Source organism: Acidobacteriota bacterium (genome assembly GCA_030774055.1).
Lineage (GTDB): Bacteria > Acidobacteriota > Terriglobia > Terriglobales > Acidobacteriaceae > JACPNR01.
On the sequence record JALYLW010000143.1, the window covers coordinates 1 to 15,753 of the forward strand.

The window sequence follows — 15,753 nt, forward strand, 5'->3', positions numbered from 1 at the left end:
AGAAATACGAGCGCGAGAAACGACTCGACAGCCTGCTCGATTCGGCGCTGGCCCAATACGGTGCGGCCGAGCCGCTGCACGGCATGGAAGAGCGCGTGTTGCGACGGCTGCACGATGGCCGCGCGGAAGATGCCAGCCGGCGCGCGTGGTGGATGTGGGGTGGAGCCGCAGCCGCGCTGGCAGCAGTGGTGATGGTGGTCGTGCTGCTGGCGCGTCCGGTCGAACGCAAGCCGGCTGATGGGCAACCCAGAGCGCACCAGCAGCAGCCGGAGGCGGTCGTGCCGAAGCAGAGTGTTTCCAAGCAGAGCGTGCCGAAGCAGGAAGCAGCGGCGCCGGTGGCGTCGAAGCAAGACGTGATTGCAGCGGCGCGGCAGCCTGTACCACAGCATCCGGCGACGGAAGCAGCCGCGAGCACGTTGCCGCGGCGCGCCGTGTTTCCCACGCCCACGCCGCCGACCGAGCAGGAGATCCTGCTGGCGCGGTACGTGCGGGTGACGCCGCGGGAGGAGGTGCTGGCGCAGATCAAACGCAAGCCGCTCGAGTTCCAGGAAGATCCCCTGTCGGCCCCGACCAGTGATGGCGCTACGAGTCCACACAAAGCTGAAGGAACGAAATAGGAGGCGCAATGCGCGCACGAGTTGCAACAACGAAGGTAATGAAGATCTTGCTGACCGCGATACTGGTCATGGTGACGATGGGCCAGGCAGCCGGACAGGAGACGACCCCACCGCGTCCACGGGGGGATGATCCGAACGCGGCGTACAGGCTGGATTACGTGATCGCCGAGATCGAGAACGGCAAGCGGGTGAACACGCGCACCTACACGCTGCTGACCGATGAGGGCGGCGGAAGCAGCATGCGGATGGGGATGCGTGTCCCCGTGCCGGGCGAGAAGGGCCCCAACTACATGGATGTCGGCCTGCGCGTGGACGCGAAAGTGCGTCCGCGGCAGGGGAACGACGTGTGGCTCTCGACGCGCTTCGAGGTCTCGAGCCTGGTGGACCAACCGCAGACGGTGAGTGGCGCGCTGCCGCTGCGCAGCGTGGAGTATTCGAATCCCGCGGTGGTCGCGCTGGGGAAGTCCACGCTATTGGCCGCGGGTGACGAACTCAACAGCCAGAAGCGCTTCGAGCTCTCCGTCACGGTGACGAAGCTGAAGTAGGGCGGAGCGGAAGGGAAGGCGCGCGTCTTTTCCTTGTTGCGCTGCGCGGGCGGCATTTCAGAAGCCTGAAGACGTGTGGGGATACGAAGAATGTGGATCAGAGACCGGCGACCGCGGGATCGCCAAGCGCGGAGATGAGCGCTTTCTGGAGCTGAGTCTCGATGTCGATGTCTTTGAAGATGACGAAGTCGGCGCGCGTCTCACCGGCATGGTCGGCGCCGGTCTGCTTGCCGGCGAGGATGACGATGGGGATGCGCGCGGTCTCGGGCTTGGCCTTGAGGGCGTCGATGAGCTGCGGGCCATCCATCTTCGGCATCTGCATGTCGGTGATGATGATGTCGGGCCGCATGGCGGCGAGCAGCTCGAGCGCCTGCACGCCATTGGTCGCCGATTCCACGGTGAAGCCGCGCTCCTCGAGGAAGCGGCACACGGTGTGGCGGATCAGCATGGAATCATCGACGACAAGGGCGGCACGAGACATAGAGTTGGATTCCTTTTATCGGCGGCGCGGGGGAACGTTCGCCGATGGTGTTGGTGGAGCTGGTGTTCGGCGTGGTGAACCAGGGGAGGGCAAACGTTAACAAAGTAGGGGCTGGGGCGCAAGCCCGCGCTGTTCCACACCAGTCCGCGGCGATGGAAGAGCGCTGGGCGGCGCCGCCTGAGGCTATTTGGACTAGGCGTCGCTGGAGGCGGTGCCTTCTTCGATGGCCATGTCTTTGAACTCGCTGGCTTCGAAGATCTCGCGGCACTCGAGGCACTCGACGAACTCGGAGTCCTCTTCACGAGCCACGATCTGCACGCGCGGGTGGGCGCAGGGCTTTTCCATAGGGGTTTCTTGGCGGGCGGTGTTCGCGGATGGATAACGTTGCGGCTGGTTCATGTCCGGATCGATGACCGGAAGTGCGGGTATTTTAGCCCTGCTTGGGAAGGTGTCAAGCGTTCCCGCAGGAATAATCTTTTGCCCCCCGTCGAAGCTATGGATGTGGGCGGTGGGTGCGGAGTTGCTGCGAGGGTGTTGCCAGGAACATGGGCAAAGGCTTAGGCGCTGGGAAGACTAGGGGAGCGGCAAAGGGAAGATGCCGGCTTCGCGCGCCTCGTGGATCTTGATGAGCCGTACCTGGGAGAGGGGGAAGCGGGCGAGTCCGCGCTCGGCGGCAACGACGGCGGCCTCAAAGCCGATGCGGGCGGTCTGTGCTGTCTCTATATATTAAGGTAACGGTTTCCGCCGCGCGCCAAGCGGACACCGACATAGGAGTGGCCGGGGACGACGACGACGACCGGCTCCATGTCGAGGTTCTCGAAGAGCGAGGCGTACATCACAGTGGCGTCGATGTCGAGTGAGCTAAGGGCTAAGGCGCGAGCGGACGCCTAAAAGATAATCACGACCTTTTTGGCCGGGATGGCTAAACCACTAACCAGCCACGAGTTACCATTCGGGTGCTGGTTTCAGCCATTCGCTGTGGCGTGTTGCTTATTCGCTCGGCAAGCATCTAAAATCATATACGACCAAATGGGTCGGCTTTCCAAGTGGGGGCCGGCGCAGGCAATTGTGGAGCGATTATGTTGAAGCTCACGAAAAAGGCGGACTACGGGCTCATTGCCATGAAGCACTTGGCGGAGCACGCCGGTTCGGCGAGCGCGAAAGAGATTGCGGAGGTCTACGGCATCCCGGCGGAGCTGCTGGCAAAGATCCTGCAGCGGATGGTGAAGGCGAAACTGCTGGCCTCACAGCATGGGACGAACGGGGGCTACGCGCTGGCGGCCGATCCGCGGACCATCTCCGCCTTCGACGTGATCAAGGCGATCGACGGGCCGCTGTTCATCACTTCGTGCTTCAAGGGCGAGTGCAACCAGACGCCGACGTGCACCGTCCGCGAGCCGCTGCGCAAGGTGAACGAGTCGATCGAAGAGGTTTTGAGCAAGCTGACGCTGTGGGACATGAGCGCCGACGACAACGCGCTGGTGGAGTTGGGCGCAAATCAGGACGCAACTCAGGCCGGAAACCGGGTCGCGCCCGTAAAAAGTTTAGAGAGGGTTTGAGGAGATTATGAGCAGCAACGCAATCATTGAGACCAGGACCACCCCCGAGGGCGTGAAGTTGCCCATCTACATGGACAACCACGCCACCACGCCGCTCGATCCGCGGGTGCTCGAGGCGATGATGCCGTACCTGACCAACCGGTTCGGCAACGCCGCGAGCCGGAATCATCCGTTCGGGTGGGAAGCGGAGCAGGGTGTGGAGACGGCGCGCGAGCAGATCGCGAAGCTGATCGGCGCGACCGCGAAGGAGATCATCTTCACCTCGGGCGCCACCGAGAGCGACAACCTCGCGCTCAAGGGCGTGGCGCTGATGTACCGCGAGAAGGGCAACCACATCATCACCGCGGTCACCGAGCACAAAGCCATCCTCGATACCTGCAAGCGGTTGGAGAAGGAAGGCTTCCGCGTAACGTACCTGCCGGTGCAGCAGGATGGACGCATCGACCTCGAAGACCTGAAGCGCGCGATCGACGACAAGACCATCCTGGTGTCGATCATGTTCGCGAACAACGAGATCGGCGTGATCCAGCCGGTGGAAGAGATCGGGAAGATCTGCCGCGAGCGCGGCGTGTTCTTCCACAGTGACGCCACGCAGGCGGTGGGCAAAGTCCCGGTAGACGTGAACCAGCAGAACATCGACCTGATGTCGATCTCGGGACACAAGATGTACGGGCCGAAGGGGGTGGGCGCGCTCTACGTGCGGCGCCGCAACCCGCGCGTGCAGCTGACCGCGATGGTGGATGGCGGCGGACACGAGCGCGGCATGCGCTCGGGCACGCTGAACGTGGCCGGCATCGTCGGTCTGGGCGCGGCGTGTGAGATCGCGATGCGCGACCTGCCGCAGGAGAGCTGCAAGCTCGCCGGGCTGCGCAATCGCCTGCGCGACAAGATCATGTCGCAGCTAGATGAGGTCTACATCAACGGCTCGGAAGAGCATCGCCTGCCGGGGAACCTGAACATCAGCTTCGCGTACGTGGAAGGCGAGTCGCTGCTCATGGGCATCAACGACGTGGCCGTCTCGAGCGGCTCGGCGTGCACCTCTGCGACGCTTGAGCCGTCGTATGTTTTGAAGGCATTGGGCGCGGGCGATGACCTGGCGCACAGCTCGATCCGCTTCGGGTTGGGCCGCTTCAACACCGAGGCCGAGGTGGACTACGTGGCGGCAAAGGTAGTGGAAGTGGTGAAGAAGTTGCGCGAACTTTCTCCACTCTACGAGATGGCGAAGGAAGGTATCGACATCAGCAAGGTGAACTGGCAGCTTCCGACGCACTAAAGAGATAGCGGTGGAGAGTCGAAGCGGAATGCTTCGGCATCAAAGCTCAGGGAAACAAGAGTTTAGGGAAAAGAGGAACTAAAAATGGCATACAGCGATAAGGTCCTGGACCACTACACCAACCCGCGCAACGTTGGGTCGATGGACAAGAGCTCGTCCGAAGTCGGCACCGGCATGGTGGGCGCGCCGGAGTGTGGCGACGTGATGAAGCTGCAGATCAAGGTGAACCCGGCGACCAACATCATCGAAGACGCCAAGTTCAAGACCTTCGGCTGCGGCTCGGCCATCGCTTCTTCGTCCCTCGCGACCGAGTGGGTGAAGGGGAAGACGGTCGACGAAGCGCTCCTGATCCGCAACACCGACATCGTGAAAGAGCTGGCGTTGCCGCCGGTGAAGATCCACTGTTCGGTGCTGGCGGAAGACGCGATCCGCGCCGCGATCGGCGACTGGAAGAAGAAGCAGGGCGTGGCACAGCCGGCGGAAGTCGCGCAAGCGAAGTAATCCGCCGTTAGTAGTTGGCGTTGGTCATATGGCGAATGCAGATCAACTCGTAGGCATTGGCGCACCGTCGCAGGCGACGGAGCAGGCGGAGGCGTCTGCACCGAATTCGCCTCAGCCTGTGAACGTGACGGAGAAGGCGCTGAAGCGGATCCGCGTGGCGATGGCGAAAGAGAAGGTCGACCCGCAGCAGGGTGGGCTGCGCCTGGGCGTGCAGGGCGGCGGCTGCTCGGGCCTGTCTTACAACATCCGCTTCGATTCGCAGCCGCGCGAGCGCGACAAAGTGTTCGAGTTCGAGGGCGTGCGGCTCTTCGTCGACCCAAAGTCGTTCTTGTATCTCTCGGGCATGACGCTCGATTATGAAGAGACGCTGATGCGGCAAGGGTTCATCTTCAATAATCCGCACGCGCAGAAGTCGTGCGGCTGCGGCTCGTCCTTCTCGTAAGCGGCTCCCATTCAGGGTGGCCGCCTGCATCGGCGAGTCGCCGGTGCCTACCCAAAGAATCTTGATATGGCGACGAAGACTGCCAATCCGCCCGTGAACGATGCCGCCGACTACTTTGGCGTTTTTGGTCTGCCGCGGAAGCTGGAGCTCGACCGCAAGGCGCTGGAACAGGAGTTTTACAAGCTGAGCCGCAAGTTGCATCCGGACGTGTTCGCGCGCGCGCCACAAGCGGAGCAGGAGCGAGCGTTGGAACAAAGCTCGCGGTTGAACGACGCGTATCGCACGCTGCGCGACCCGATCGAGCGGACGAAGTATCTGCTTGCGCTCGAGGGCGTGAAGCTGGAAGAGCAGTCGGCGGGCGCGACCGAGCAGGCGCGGACGTCAGGCCAGGAAAAGAAGCAGGCGGTGCCGCCGGAGCTGCTGGAAGAAGTGTTCGAGTTGAACCTGCAGCTCGAAGAAGCCCGCATGGCGAAGAAGACGGGCGAGCGCGAGGGCTTTAATCTTGCGCGCGAGCTGGCGCAGCAGAAGCAGATCTTTGAGGCGAAACTCGCCGAACTGGAAGCGGAATTGAAGGCGTACTGGGCGGAGTGGGATGCGGGAGTCGCAGCGAGCGACGATGCGAAGAAGGCTTTTGCCAAAGTAAGGATGACCGACCTGCTGAACCGCCGCAGCTACATCCGTAACCTGGTGCGGGATGTGAACGAAGTGCTGGAAGGGTAGATGGCCGAACTCAGATGACTAACGACCGCATCGTCGGGATCGACCTGGGAACGACGAACTCGCTCGTCGCCTACATGGAGGGCGACCGTCCAGTGGTGATCCCGGGCGAGGACGGGCAGAACCTCGTGCCCTCGGTGGTAGCGCTCGATGAGCATGGCGAGATCGTGGTGGGCAATACGGCGCGCCGTTACCTGGTCGAGACGCCCGAGCGTGCGGTGTACTCGGTGAAACGATTGATCGGTCGCGGCATCGACGACGTGCAGGACGAGCTCAAGCTCTTCCCGTTCCGCTTGGCCGATGACTTGAAGCCGGGCGAGGTGCTGCGCATACGGTTGGGCGAGCGCGAATTCACGCCGCCGGAGATATCCGCTTTCATCCTGCGGCAACTGAAGCGCAACGCCGGGCGTTATTTTGGCGCGCCGGTCACGAAGGCGGTCATCACCGTCCCGGCATACTTCAACGATGCGCAGCGGCAAGCGACGAAAGATGCGGGGCGCATCGCCGGACTCGACGTGCTGCGGTTGGTGAACGAGCCGACGGCGGCCTCGCTCGCCTACGGACTCGACAAGAAAGCTGCCGCGACCATCGCGGTCTACGATCTGGGTGGCGGGACATTCGACGTCTCGATCCTGAAGCTGCACGAGGGGATCTTCGAGGTCATCGCCACCAATGGCGACACGCACCTGGGCGGCGACGACATCGACAACCTGCTGATCGCGATCGCGGTGAACGATATCGCGGGCGACATGAAGCTCGACCTGCAGCGGAACGGGGAAGCAGTCGCGGCGATACGGAAAGCCGTGATCGAGGCAAAGATCGCGCTGTCGTCGAACGATATGACGACCATCGACGTCCAATTACCGCAGGGCAAACGCTATCAACGCGAGATCACGCGCGCGCAGTTCGACGAGCTGATCGCAACCATCGTGGCGCGCACTGTCGGGCCGTGCAAGCAGGCGATGAAAGATGCGGGCCTCTCGCCGGGACAGCTCGACGAGGCGGTGCTAGTCGGTGGTTCGACGCGGATCCCGCGGGTGCGGCAGCTGGTACGCGAGCTGTTCGCGCGCGAGCCGCACGCCGAGCTGAATCCCGACGAGGTGGTAGCGCTGGGCGCGGCGGTGCAGGCCAACATCCTGAGTGGCGGGTCTGCAGCCACGAAGGATATGTTGCTGCTCGACGTGACGCCGCTCTCGCTCGGCATCGAGGCGCTCGGCGGCGTGGTGGTAAAGATCATCCATCGCAACTCGACTATTCCGGCGTCGGCGGTCGAGCATTTCACCACCGGCGTAGAAGGGCAGACGAACGTAGCCATTCATGTGCTGCAAGGCGAGCGCGAGCTGGCGAAGGACAATCGCTCGCTGGCGCGCTTCGACCTGAAAGGCATTCCGCCGATGCCGGCGGGACTGCCGCGCATCGAGGTGAAGTTCCTGATCGATGCGAACGGCATCCTGCACGTCTCCGCGCGCGAGCAGCGCAGCGGCAAAGAAGCGGAGATCGAGGTGAAGCCGACCTATGGGCTCACCGACGAGCAAGTGGAGACGATGATCCTCGACTCGTTCGACAACGCGGAAGAGGATTTCCGTCAGCGCCAGGTGATCGAGGCGCGGGTGGAAGCGGAGAACATCCTGGGCGCGCTGGAAAAAGGGAAGCAGAGCGCGGCGTGGGAGGCGATCACCTCCGACGAGCGCAAAAAGATCGCGAAGACGGAAGCCGCGCTGCGCGAGGTGAAGCAGGGTGACGACTACCGCGCTATCCGCACCGCCATCGAGGCGCTGAATGTGGCGACGACGCGACTGGCCGAGCTGATGATGGACACCGCGGTGACGAGCGCGCTCAAGGGAAAAGAGATGGGTAAGACGGGCCTCGACGTTGGTGAAGGTCCGAGCGCGCCGCATCCGTTCGCGCCCGCGGAGGTCATCGATTCGGAGGTCGATTCGGAGGTCGTTGAGACCGGGCGCGGAGATGCGGGGAGGAAGGAATAGTCATGGCGGTGGGGAAGAATCCGTACATCGAAGAAGCGCAGTTCACGCCCGCGAAGAAGAAGTACAAGGTCACGTTCATCTTAGGTGCGGGCGACGAGAAGAAGGAAGTGGAAGTGGACCCGGCAAAGGTGCCGTACGGCGAGCACGGACTGTCGGGGTCCATCCTCGATATCTCCGAAGGTCACGGCATCGGACTCGACCACGCGTGCGGCGGCGTGTGCGCCTGCTCCACCTGCCACGTGGTGGTGCGCGAAGGGTTGGAAACCTGCAACCCGGGTTCCGACGCCGAGTACGACGAACTCGACATGGCGCCCGGCATCACGCCGCGATCGCGCTTGGGCTGCCAGACGGTGCCGAACGGCGAGAAAGATATCGTCGTCGAGATCCCGGAGTGGAATAAGAACTGGGTGAAGGAGCACGAGTGATGCCAGCAGAATTCAATTGGGATAATGCGGAAGACCTGGGAATCATGCTGCGCGAGAAGTTTCCCACGCTCGATCCGCTGACCGTGCGCTTTACCGACCTGCACCGCTACGTGACGGAACTGCCCGGATTCACCGGCGATGCGAAGCTTTCGAACGAGCCCAAGCTCGAGGCCATCCAGATGGCGTGGTACGAGGAGTGGAAAGACAACCAGTAGGTCATCCTTCGAAAGCCGGCTGCTCACCTTCAGCAACTCTGCCTGGTGCCATACTGAGACAACCCCCGCCTTAATCCTTTCGTCCTAGTAAGCAGCAACACCTGTCCCGACAACGCTGTTTCGAATCGGAGACGGAGGTTCATCTATGCTGTGGACGATCACGATCATTCTGTTCGTAATGTGGCTGCTCGGCATGGTATCGAGCTACACGCTCGGCGGCTGGCTGCATATCCTGCTCGTGCTGGCGGTCATCGTGCTGATCTTCAACCTGCTCAGTGGACGCAGGCCGGTGGTGTAGCCGCAGTCGGGACTGCGGCACGGACAAGCCCGGCGTATGCCGGGCCTTCCTGTTGCTCGTCAGGTGGCGGGTTGGAAGGCCTGGATGTTGTCGCGCAGGTATTGGTCGAAGGTGTGCGGCTTGCGTCCGAGGACGCGCTGCACATCGCCGGTGATCTCGCTGCCGGCGCCGGCGCCGTAGGCGCGATCGAGATCGAGCAGCGCTTCGACGTAGAACTCCGGTATGCCCTGCGCCAGCATCGCTGGGCGCATCGCTTCCGGCGGCACCAGCACGAACTCGATCGTCCTTCCGGTGGTGGCCGACAAGCGAGCGGCGACCTCGGTGTTGGTGAGCGCCTCGGGTCCGGTGAGCTCGTAGGCCTTGCTTTCGTGTCCCGCGGAGGTCAGCGCGCGGACAGCGACGCCGGCGATGTCGCGCACGTCCACGTGGCTCGTCTTGCGATCACCCGGCTGATAGAAGCGGCCCTCCGCACGGATGGTCGCGCCCTGGTAGGTCGCGAAATTCTGCATGAAGCCGGTGGGACGGAGGAAGGTGTAAGGCACGAGCGACTTCTCGATGGCTTTCTCGACGGCGCGATGCCAGCGTCCGAAGATGAAGTCCTCGCGGTCGGCGTGGATCACGGAAAGTTTCACGATGTGGCGCACGCCCGCTTCCCTGGCGGTCTCGACCACGTTGGTCTCGAGCTGCACCTGGTTGGGCGCGCTCGCGCCCAGCAAAAAGATCTTGTCCACACCGCGCAGCGCGGCAGCGATGGAACTGCGAGCGGCAAAATCGAGGGTGACCGCATCGATCCCTTCGGCCTTCGCTTCGTCGGTCTTGGCTTTGCTGTGGAATCCGGCGAGGGTCTTGGTTCCTGCCGCGCGCAATTGCTTGAGGACTTCGCTGCCGACGGTGCCGCCGGCGCCCGTGACCAGGATCATGGGGCTTCTCCGCTTCTCGTCTCCCCTACATTGTGCGCTCTGGAGAGAGGGTTTAACGGCCGATGCAAAAAAGAAACGCCCGCCGTAGCGGGCGTCCGGTAGCGCTGCCGGAACGCTAGACCGCCACGGGCTGCGGCTTCTCGCTGCTTGCTGCCGGCGCGTCGATGTTCGCCTCGCGCAAGAACTTCGCGGCTTCTTCAGGCGGCGTGGGGTTGATGTAGAACCCGGTGCCCCACTCAAAGCCCGCCATCTTCGTCAACTTCGGCATGACCTCGATGTGCCAGTGGTAGTAGTCGTTGTTCGGATCCTGTACCGGAGAAGTGTGCAGCACGAGGTTGTAAGCCGGGCTATCGAGGACGCGGTCCTGGCGGACGAGCAGGTTCTTGAGCGCCTTGGCCAGGTTCTCGTAGAGATGAGAAGTCGCGTTCTCGAACGCCGACTCGTGCCGCTTGGGCATGATCCAGGTCTCGAAGGGGAAGCGCGGTGCGTACGGCGCGAGCGTGACGAAGTCGTCATTCTCGCCGACGATGCGCACGCCCGACTCGGTCTCCTGCCGAATGATGTCGCAAAAGATGCAGCGCTCCTTGAAGGTGTAGTACTGCTTCGCGCCCTCGAGCTCTTCCACTACCTGGCGCGGCAAGATGGGCAGCGCGATGAGCTGGCAGTGAGTGTGTTCGAGCGAAGCGCCGGCGGCCTCGCCATGATTCTTGAAGATCAGGATGTACTTGAAGCGCTTGTCTTGCTTGAGGTCGAGGATGCGATCGCGCCACGCCCAGAGCACGTCTTCGATGCGCTTCTCGGGGAGCATGGCGAGGGTGGAGTTGTGGTCGGGTGTCTCGACGATGACCTCGTGCGCGCCCACGCCGTTCATCCGGTCGAACATGCCTTCGGCCTGGCGGTTGAGGCCGCCCTCGATCATGAGCGCGGGAAACTTGTTGGGGACGACGCGCAGGTTCCATCCGGCTGAGTCGCGCACCGGTTCCGGGCCGCCACTCTGCTTGGGGCGATAGGCCATGATCTCAGGCGGCGTCTTCGACTCGTTGCCATAGCAGAAGGGGCAGAAGCCGCCCTTCATCTTGTTTTGTTCGCGGGCGAAGTCGGTAGGCCGCTTGGCGCGATCGGTGGAGATGATGACCCAACGGCCGATGACGGGATCTTTTCTCAGTTCAGGCAATTCGTTTCCTCTCGGGGATGGCGGGCAGGCTCAAAGTGAAAATGTATTTTACGACAAACTGAAGGCGTTCTTGAATAGGGTGATGGCCGGAGAAACGCTCCCCGCCTCGTAGTAGACGCTGACGATATCGAAGCGGACGTTGGGCCGGCCTTCGACGCGGCGCAGATACTCGCGCGCGACACTGCGCAAATCGTTGCGCTTCTCCTCGTCCACCGCGGCCTCGGCGGGCTTTACGTCATGCGAGGTGCGGGTCTTGACCTCGACGAAGCAGAGGCAGCCACCCTCCCAGCCGATGAGGTCGATCTCGCTGCGGCGGCGAGGCGAGCGCCAGTTGCGCGCGACCATCACGTAGCCGCGTTGCCGCAGGTAGAAATAGGCCTCTTCTTCACCTTTGCCGCCGGTGACGAGGTGCGACGCGCGTTCTCTGGTGCGCGGCAGCAGGCGAGAAGCGGCGCGATCGAGCAGATGCAGCACGCGCTGGGTGATGCGTCCCGACATAGGAAACCTATTTAGCCACCGATCACACGGATCGACGCGGATTTCTAGTCTTCATCTCCGATCCGCGCTCCTCCGTGAAATCCGTGGCCAAGGGTTTGCTTATTTCTTTTCCACGATCGCGATGCATTCCTCGAGGATGTCGAGGCCGGCGTCGGCTTGTTCTTTCGTCAGGACCAGCGGCGGCGCGATGCGCATGGTGTTCTCGCCGGCGCCGAGGAAGAGCGCGCCACGCTCGAAGCAGAGGTCCACGACCTTCTCGCGCTCGTCGTGCGCGCGTTCCTTGGTCTTCTGGTCCTTCACCAGCTCCACGCCGATCATGAGGCCGTAGCCGCGGACGTCGCCAACCATGCGATGTTTCTCCGGCCAGGTGCGTAGGCGGCGCAAGACGTGCTCGCCCACGACCTCAGCGTTCTTCATCGCCGACCTCTCCAGGATGTCGACGGTGGCGAGCGCCGCCGCGATGCACACCGGATTACCACCGAAGGTAGAAGCGTGCGAGCCGGGCACCCAGTCCATGATCTCGGCCTTGGAGATGGTGACGCCGAGCGGCATGCCGCTGGCGATCCCCTTGGCGACGGTGATGATGTCGGGAGCGACGCCGGCATGTTGCACCGCCCACCATTTGCCGGTACGGCCACAACCCGACTGCACCTCGTCGCAGACGAGCAGGATGCCGTGGCGATTGCAGATGGCGCGGAGTTCCTGCATGAACTCCGGCGGCGCGGGGAGGTATCCGCCTTCACCCTGGAAAGGCTCGACGACGATGGCCGCGACCTCTTCCGGTGGCAGCGTCCGCTTCAGGAGCGTCTCCTCGATGAAGCGGGCGCAGTCGATGGCGTATTGCTTCGCGTCTGTCCCGGCAGGGCGGTGATAGACGTCCGGGAACGGCACGTGCGTCACTCCCGGCATGAGCGGGAAGAAGCGCCGGCGCTGCTGCACCTTCGACGAGGTGAGCGCCAGCGAGCCCATAGTGCGACCATGGAACGCGCCGTAGAAGGCAATGATGTTCTGTCGCTTGGTGTGGTAGCGCGCCAACTTGATCGCCGCTTCCATCGCCTCCGTGCCGGAGTTGCCGTAGTAGATCTTGTGCGGCCCGGGCATGGGCGCGATGGCGGAGAGGCGGTTCGCCAGCTGCGGCATGTTCTCGTAATAGAAGTCGGTGCCAGACATGTGGATGAGCTCGCCCGCCTGCTTCTGGATGGCCGCGACCACCTCGGGATGGCAGTGCCCGGTCGAGACCACAGCGATGCCGGCGGTGAAATCGAGGAACTCGTTGCCATCCACGTCTTCGATCATGCAGCCGCGGCCGCGCTTGGCGACCAGCGGATACGAGCGCGTGTAGGAGGGCGACATGTACCTGTCGTCCGCTTCGATGATGCGCTTGGCGTTGGGGCCGGGAAGCTTCGTCTTGAGCTTCGGACCGGCGGGATTGGTAACGGTGCTTGCCATGTGTTTTCTCTTTTCTCAGGAAATTTAGGCGCCGAAACATCGGGCGCAAGAAACGGATGGTCTCTGTCCCATGGGTCGCGGATGATGATCGCGGATGATGACACGGGACACTGCCGGAGCGAGGGCGCGGGGCTAGTCGCCGGCGAAGAGGTTGGGACGCGATCGCGAGGGCAGCTCGTGCATGGCACAGCGCGGGCGGGCGTCCATCAGGTGACGCGGGCTGCCGGCTTGTGCGGTAACGAATTGGCGGTGTGTGGTCATGCCGTTACTCCGCCCAACATTATAGTCGGGCAGGCGCGGCGGCGTAACCCCCTAGGCGATTGCAGATTGAAGATTGCAGGTCGCAGAATAGGCCGGGGAGGATGACGCGCGGGCGACGAGTGCTGGCGAACGATTGCGCAGGATGACATCGCGCCAAGACTCTCGAAAGTGCGAGATTAGTGAATCTCTCCTGTCGTGTCAGTCGTCCATAAGGTAAGTCTCCGGTGAGAGAGAAATGACCGAGTCCGAACGCCAGCACCGTTTCCTCATCGCCCTGAACTTTGGCATGGTGTACGTGCTGTGGGGCTCGACCTACCTTGCCATCCGCATCGTGGTGGAACACATTCCACCGGCGGTGATGGGGGCCACGCGCTTTCTGGCCGGCGGCGTCATCATGCTGGCGTGGTGCGCGGTCTCGGGACGCAACATCAAGCTCACGCGGCTGGACTTTCGGCGCGTCGCCACCATCGGTGTGCTGCTGTTGATCGGCGGCAACGTTGGAGTGGCGTGGGCGGAGAAGACGGTGCCCAGCGGGCTCACCGCGCTGATCGTGGCGGTGGTGCCACTCTGGGTCGCCATCATCGAGACCTTCATCTTGAAGGGCGAGCGGCTGCTGCGCCGCGGCGTATTCGGATTGCTGCTCGGCATCGTCGGCCTGGTGATCCTGCTGTGGCCGAAGATCTCCGCCGGCGCGCTTGATCGCGGCATCCTGTTCGGCGCCGGCATCCTGATGTTCGCGTCGCTGAGCTGGGCGACGGGCTCGATCCTTTCGCGCCGTTGGGACCTGAAGGTCGATCCCTTCGCCGCGACCGGTTGGGAGATGCTTATCGCCGGGACGGTGAGCCTCGTGATCGCGCTCGCGCTCGGCGACCAGCATCGTGTGGTGTGGACGGCACGCGGCATCGGCGCCATCGCCTACCTCATCACCGCCGGTTCGCTGTTCGGATTGACCGCATATATATGGTTGCTGAACCACGTGCCCACGGCGAAGGTGGCGACGTATGCGTATGTGAATCCGATCGTCGCCGTCTTCCTCGGCTGGCTCATCCTGCACGAGCAGGTGGATGGCTACATCCTCGCGGGCGCGATCGTGATCGTGGGGTCGGTGTGGCTGGTGAACACGTCGAAGGTGCGCAAGCCGGTGGAGGCAGGGAAGCGGGCACAGCCGGAGATAGCCGCGTGCGAGGGCGTGGCAGACTGAAAGAGATTGCAGATCTCAGATTGTAGATTGCAGAATTATTAATGATCCCGGATCGGGTTCTCTCCCGCCTCGGCTTCGGGACGAGCACAAGCACGTGTGAATCCTGCCGCAGATCCGCGCCGGCCTATTCTGCAATCTGACTTCTGCAATCTGCAATCCAGGTGTTACGGTATTGCCGATGCCGAAGGCACTGAAGCGGCTCGCTCGCAGGAACGGCTTTCTCTACGTCCTCTATAACCTGCCGCGCCTCTTCAAGGGCTACTTCCCAATCTTCCTGGACTATCCGTTCGAACCGGCGCCGCGCTACGGCTACGGCAAACCGGCACATGCGCAGCTCGAGGCGATGTTCGCTGCCGGCGCCGACGCCTACCGCCAACAACTGCGCGAGTTCCTTCGTTTCGAAGAACAGTTGGCGCGCATCCCCGCGCGGGTTACAGAGAAAGACACTCGCGCTTCCACCGACCCCTGTTGGATCAACCGGTGGTTGGACGGGCTGGACACGTTCGCGCTCTATGGGTTCATCGCGTCACGGCGGCCGAAGCTCTATCTCGAGATCGGCTCGGGATACTCGACCAAGGTGGTGCGGCGCGCTGTCCGCGATAGTGACCTAGCAACACGAATCGTCTCGGTGGATCCGCATCCGCGCGCCGAGATCGACGCGCTATGCGACGAGCTGGTGCGCAGCAACATGCAATCGTTGCCGCTCGAGCGTTTCGACGCGCTCAACGCCGGCGACATCCTGTTCGTCGACGGCTCGCACCGCGTCTTCATGAATTCCGACGTGGCCGTGCTTTTCCTGGACGTGCTGCCGCGGCTGCGTCCGGGGGTGCTGGTACACATCCACGATGTCTACCTGCCGGTCGATTACCCGCCGCGCATGGCCGACTGGTACTACTCGGAGCAGTACATGCTGGCGGCTGAGCTGCTCGCCGGACACGCCGGCTTCCGCGTCGTGCTGCCGGGGCAATACGCCGCTACGCGTCCGGATATCGCGGCCGTGCTTGATGGCTTCTGGTCGCGGCCGGAGATGAAGGATGTGCCGCGCGGCGGGACTTCGTTCTGGCTCGAGATCACGGCAAAGGTCTGAGGATCAGCGGCGCTTCCAGCGCATGCCGTCCTTGGTGTCTTCGACCACGATGCCGGCGGCGGCGAGCTGATCGCGGATCTCGTCGGAGCGCTTGAAGTCGCGCGC

The 15,753-nt window shown here is 63.0% G+C and carries 19 protein-coding genes; 13 read left to right on the forward strand and 6 right to left on the reverse strand.

Annotation, left to right across the window (positions count from 1 at the left end):
- Together M3P27_12070 and M3P27_12075 are read left to right on the forward strand one after the other, a co-directional pair.
- A partial coding sequence (locus M3P27_12070; protein MDP9269044.1) for a hypothetical protein occupies positions 1-617 on the forward strand: 617 nt, incomplete at its 5' end.
- Positions 618-655: 38 nt separating this feature from the next.
- The gene (locus tag M3P27_12075; GenBank protein ID MDP9269045.1) at positions 656-1,162 is read left to right on the forward strand and encodes a hypothetical protein; all 507 of its coding nucleotides are present in this window, start codon (positions 656-658) and stop codon (positions 1,160-1,162) included.
- Between the two features lie 97 nt (positions 1,163-1,259).
- Here M3P27_12075 and M3P27_12080 read toward each other — a convergent pair whose 3' ends face one another.
- Together M3P27_12080 and M3P27_12085 are read right to left on the reverse strand one after the other, a co-directional pair.
- The gene (locus tag M3P27_12080) at positions 1,260-1,643 is read right to left on the reverse strand and encodes a response regulator (GenBank protein ID MDP9269046.1); all 384 of its coding nucleotides are present in this window, start codon (positions 1,641-1,643) and stop codon (positions 1,260-1,262) included.
- 192 nt (positions 1,644-1,835) lie between these two features.
- Positions 1,836-1,988, reverse strand: coding sequence for a hypothetical protein (locus M3P27_12085; protein MDP9269047.1), 153 nt, complete (start codon positions 1,986-1,988; stop codon positions 1,836-1,838).
- A 734-nt stretch (positions 1,989-2,722) separates the two neighbouring features.
- On the opposite strand from M3P27_12085, the gene M3P27_12090 reads away from it, so the two are divergent.
- The 9 genes from M3P27_12090 (at position 2,723) to M3P27_12130 (ending at position 9,058) form a co-directional block, all read left to right on the forward strand.
- On the forward strand, positions 2,723-3,202 hold the full coding sequence (locus M3P27_12090) for an Rrf2 family transcriptional regulator (protein MDP9269048.1): 480 nt from the start codon (positions 2,723-2,725) through the stop codon (positions 3,200-3,202).
- 7 nt (positions 3,203-3,209) lie between these two features.
- Positions 3,210-4,475: an IscS subfamily cysteine desulfurase gene (locus M3P27_12095; protein ID MDP9269049.1), complete on the forward strand. Its 1,266-nt coding sequence runs from the start codon at positions 3,210-3,212 to the stop codon at positions 4,473-4,475.
- Positions 4,476-4,559: 84 nt separating this feature from the next.
- Complete coding sequence (gene iscU, locus M3P27_12100; protein ID MDP9269050.1) at positions 4,560-4,976, forward strand: Fe-S cluster assembly scaffold IscU; 417 nt, start codon at positions 4,560-4,562, stop codon at positions 4,974-4,976.
- Between the two features lie 28 nt (positions 4,977-5,004).
- A complete protein-coding gene (locus tag M3P27_12105; GenBank protein MDP9269051.1) occupies positions 5,005-5,418 on the forward strand; it encodes an iron-sulfur cluster assembly accessory protein in 414 nt (137 codons plus the stop codon).
- 66 nt (positions 5,419-5,484) lie between these two features.
- The gene (gene hscB / locus M3P27_12110; protein MDP9269052.1) at positions 5,485-6,138 is read left to right on the forward strand and encodes a Fe-S protein assembly co-chaperone HscB; all 654 of its coding nucleotides are present in this window, start codon (positions 5,485-5,487) and stop codon (positions 6,136-6,138) included.
- Positions 6,139-6,152: 14 nt separating this feature from the next.
- The gene (gene hscA / locus M3P27_12115; protein ID MDP9269053.1) at positions 6,153-8,120 is read left to right on the forward strand and encodes a Fe-S protein assembly chaperone HscA; all 1,968 of its coding nucleotides are present in this window, start codon (positions 6,153-6,155) and stop codon (positions 8,118-8,120) included.
- Positions 8,121-8,122: 2 nt separating this feature from the next.
- Positions 8,123-8,545, forward strand: a complete 423-nt coding sequence (locus M3P27_12120) for a 2Fe-2S iron-sulfur cluster-binding protein (GenBank protein ID MDP9269054.1) — start codon at positions 8,123-8,125, stop codon at positions 8,543-8,545.
- Positions 8,545-8,760, forward strand: coding sequence for a Fe-S cluster assembly protein IscX (iscX, locus tag M3P27_12125; GenBank protein ID MDP9269055.1), 216 nt, complete (start codon positions 8,545-8,547; stop codon positions 8,758-8,760). The genes M3P27_12120 and iscX overlap by 1 nt, the downstream gene beginning before the upstream one ends.
- Before the next feature lie 145 nt (positions 8,761-8,905).
- Positions 8,906-9,058: a lmo0937 family membrane protein gene (locus M3P27_12130; protein ID MDP9269056.1), complete on the forward strand. Its 153-nt coding sequence runs from the start codon at positions 8,906-8,908 to the stop codon at positions 9,056-9,058.
- Positions 9,059-9,117: 59 nt separating this feature from the next.
- Here M3P27_12130 and M3P27_12135 read toward each other — a convergent pair whose 3' ends face one another.
- The 4 genes from M3P27_12135 to M3P27_12150 form a co-directional block, all read right to left on the reverse strand.
- The gene (locus M3P27_12135) at positions 9,118-9,978 is read right to left on the reverse strand and encodes an SDR family oxidoreductase (GenBank protein MDP9269057.1); all 861 of its coding nucleotides are present in this window, start codon (positions 9,976-9,978) and stop codon (positions 9,118-9,120) included.
- A gap of 115 nt (positions 9,979-10,093) precedes the next feature.
- Positions 10,094-11,152 carry a galactose-1-phosphate uridylyltransferase gene (gene galT / locus M3P27_12140; GenBank protein MDP9269058.1) on the reverse strand — a complete coding sequence of 353 codons (1,059 nt, stop codon included), beginning with the start codon at positions 11,150-11,152 and terminating at the stop codon, positions 10,094-10,096.
- Between the two features lie 48 nt (positions 11,153-11,200).
- A complete protein-coding gene (locus tag M3P27_12145; GenBank protein MDP9269059.1) occupies positions 11,201-11,650 on the reverse strand; it encodes a YraN family protein in 450 nt (149 codons plus the stop codon).
- A 99-nt stretch (positions 11,651-11,749) separates the two neighbouring features.
- Positions 11,750-13,099 carry an acetyl ornithine aminotransferase family protein gene (locus M3P27_12150; GenBank protein ID MDP9269060.1) on the reverse strand — a complete coding sequence of 450 codons (1,350 nt, stop codon included), beginning with the start codon at positions 13,097-13,099 and terminating at the stop codon, positions 11,750-11,752.
- 496 nt (positions 13,100-13,595) lie between these two features.
- On the opposite strand from M3P27_12150, the gene M3P27_12155 reads away from it, so the two are divergent.
- Both M3P27_12155 and M3P27_12160 read left to right on the forward strand, forming a co-directional pair.
- On the forward strand, positions 13,596-14,561 hold the full coding sequence (locus M3P27_12155; protein MDP9269061.1) for an EamA family transporter: 966 nt from the start codon (positions 13,596-13,598) through the stop codon (positions 14,559-14,561).
- Between the two features lie 178 nt (positions 14,562-14,739).
- Entirely contained in the window at positions 14,740-15,648 is a 909-nt protein-coding gene (locus tag M3P27_12160; protein MDP9269062.1) for a class I SAM-dependent methyltransferase, read from the forward strand.
- The last annotated feature ends 105 nt before the right edge of the window (positions 15,649-15,753 follow it).

Coding starts and splice junctions, on each gene's coding strand:
- M3P27_12075 (MDP9269045.1), top strand. CDS start 656: ATGAAGATCTTGCTGACCGCGATACTGGTCATGGTGACGATGGGCCAG.
- M3P27_12080 (MDP9269046.1), bottom strand. CDS start 1,643: ATGTCTCGTGCCGCCCTTGTCGTCGATGATTCCATGCTGATCCGCCAC.
- M3P27_12085 (MDP9269047.1), bottom strand. CDS start 1,988: ATGGAAAAGCCCTGCGCCCACCCGCGCGTGCAGATCGTGGCTCGTGAA.
- M3P27_12090 (MDP9269048.1), top strand. CDS start 2,723: ATGTTGAAGCTCACGAAAAAGGCGGACTACGGGCTCATTGCCATGAAG.
- M3P27_12095 (MDP9269049.1), top strand. CDS start 3,210: ATGAGCAGCAACGCAATCATTGAGACCAGGACCACCCCCGAGGGCGTG.
- iscU (MDP9269050.1), top strand. CDS start 4,560: ATGGCATACAGCGATAAGGTCCTGGACCACTACACCAACCCGCGCAAC.
- M3P27_12105 (MDP9269051.1), top strand. CDS start 5,005: ATGGCGAATGCAGATCAACTCGTAGGCATTGGCGCACCGTCGCAGGCG.
- hscB (MDP9269052.1), top strand. CDS start 5,485: ATGGCGACGAAGACTGCCAATCCGCCCGTGAACGATGCCGCCGACTAC.
- hscA (MDP9269053.1), top strand. CDS start 6,153: ATGACTAACGACCGCATCGTCGGGATCGACCTGGGAACGACGAACTCG.
- M3P27_12120 (MDP9269054.1), top strand. CDS start 8,123: ATGGCGGTGGGGAAGAATCCGTACATCGAAGAAGCGCAGTTCACGCCC.
- iscX (MDP9269055.1), top strand. CDS start 8,545: ATGCCAGCAGAATTCAATTGGGATAATGCGGAAGACCTGGGAATCATG.
- M3P27_12130 (MDP9269056.1), top strand. CDS start 8,906: ATGCTGTGGACGATCACGATCATTCTGTTCGTAATGTGGCTGCTCGGC.
- M3P27_12135 (MDP9269057.1), bottom strand. CDS start 9,978: ATGATCCTGGTCACGGGCGCCGGCGGCACCGTCGGCAGCGAAGTCCTC.
- M3P27_12145 (MDP9269059.1), bottom strand. CDS start 11,650: ATGTCGGGACGCATCACCCAGCGCGTGCTGCATCTGCTCGATCGCGCC.
- M3P27_12150 (MDP9269060.1), bottom strand. CDS start 13,099: ATGGCAAGCACCGTTACCAATCCCGCCGGTCCGAAGCTCAAGACGAAG.
- M3P27_12155 (MDP9269061.1), top strand. CDS start 13,596: ATGACCGAGTCCGAACGCCAGCACCGTTTCCTCATCGCCCTGAACTTT.
- M3P27_12160 (MDP9269062.1), top strand. CDS start 14,740: ATGCCGAAGGCACTGAAGCGGCTCGCTCGCAGGAACGGCTTTCTCTAC.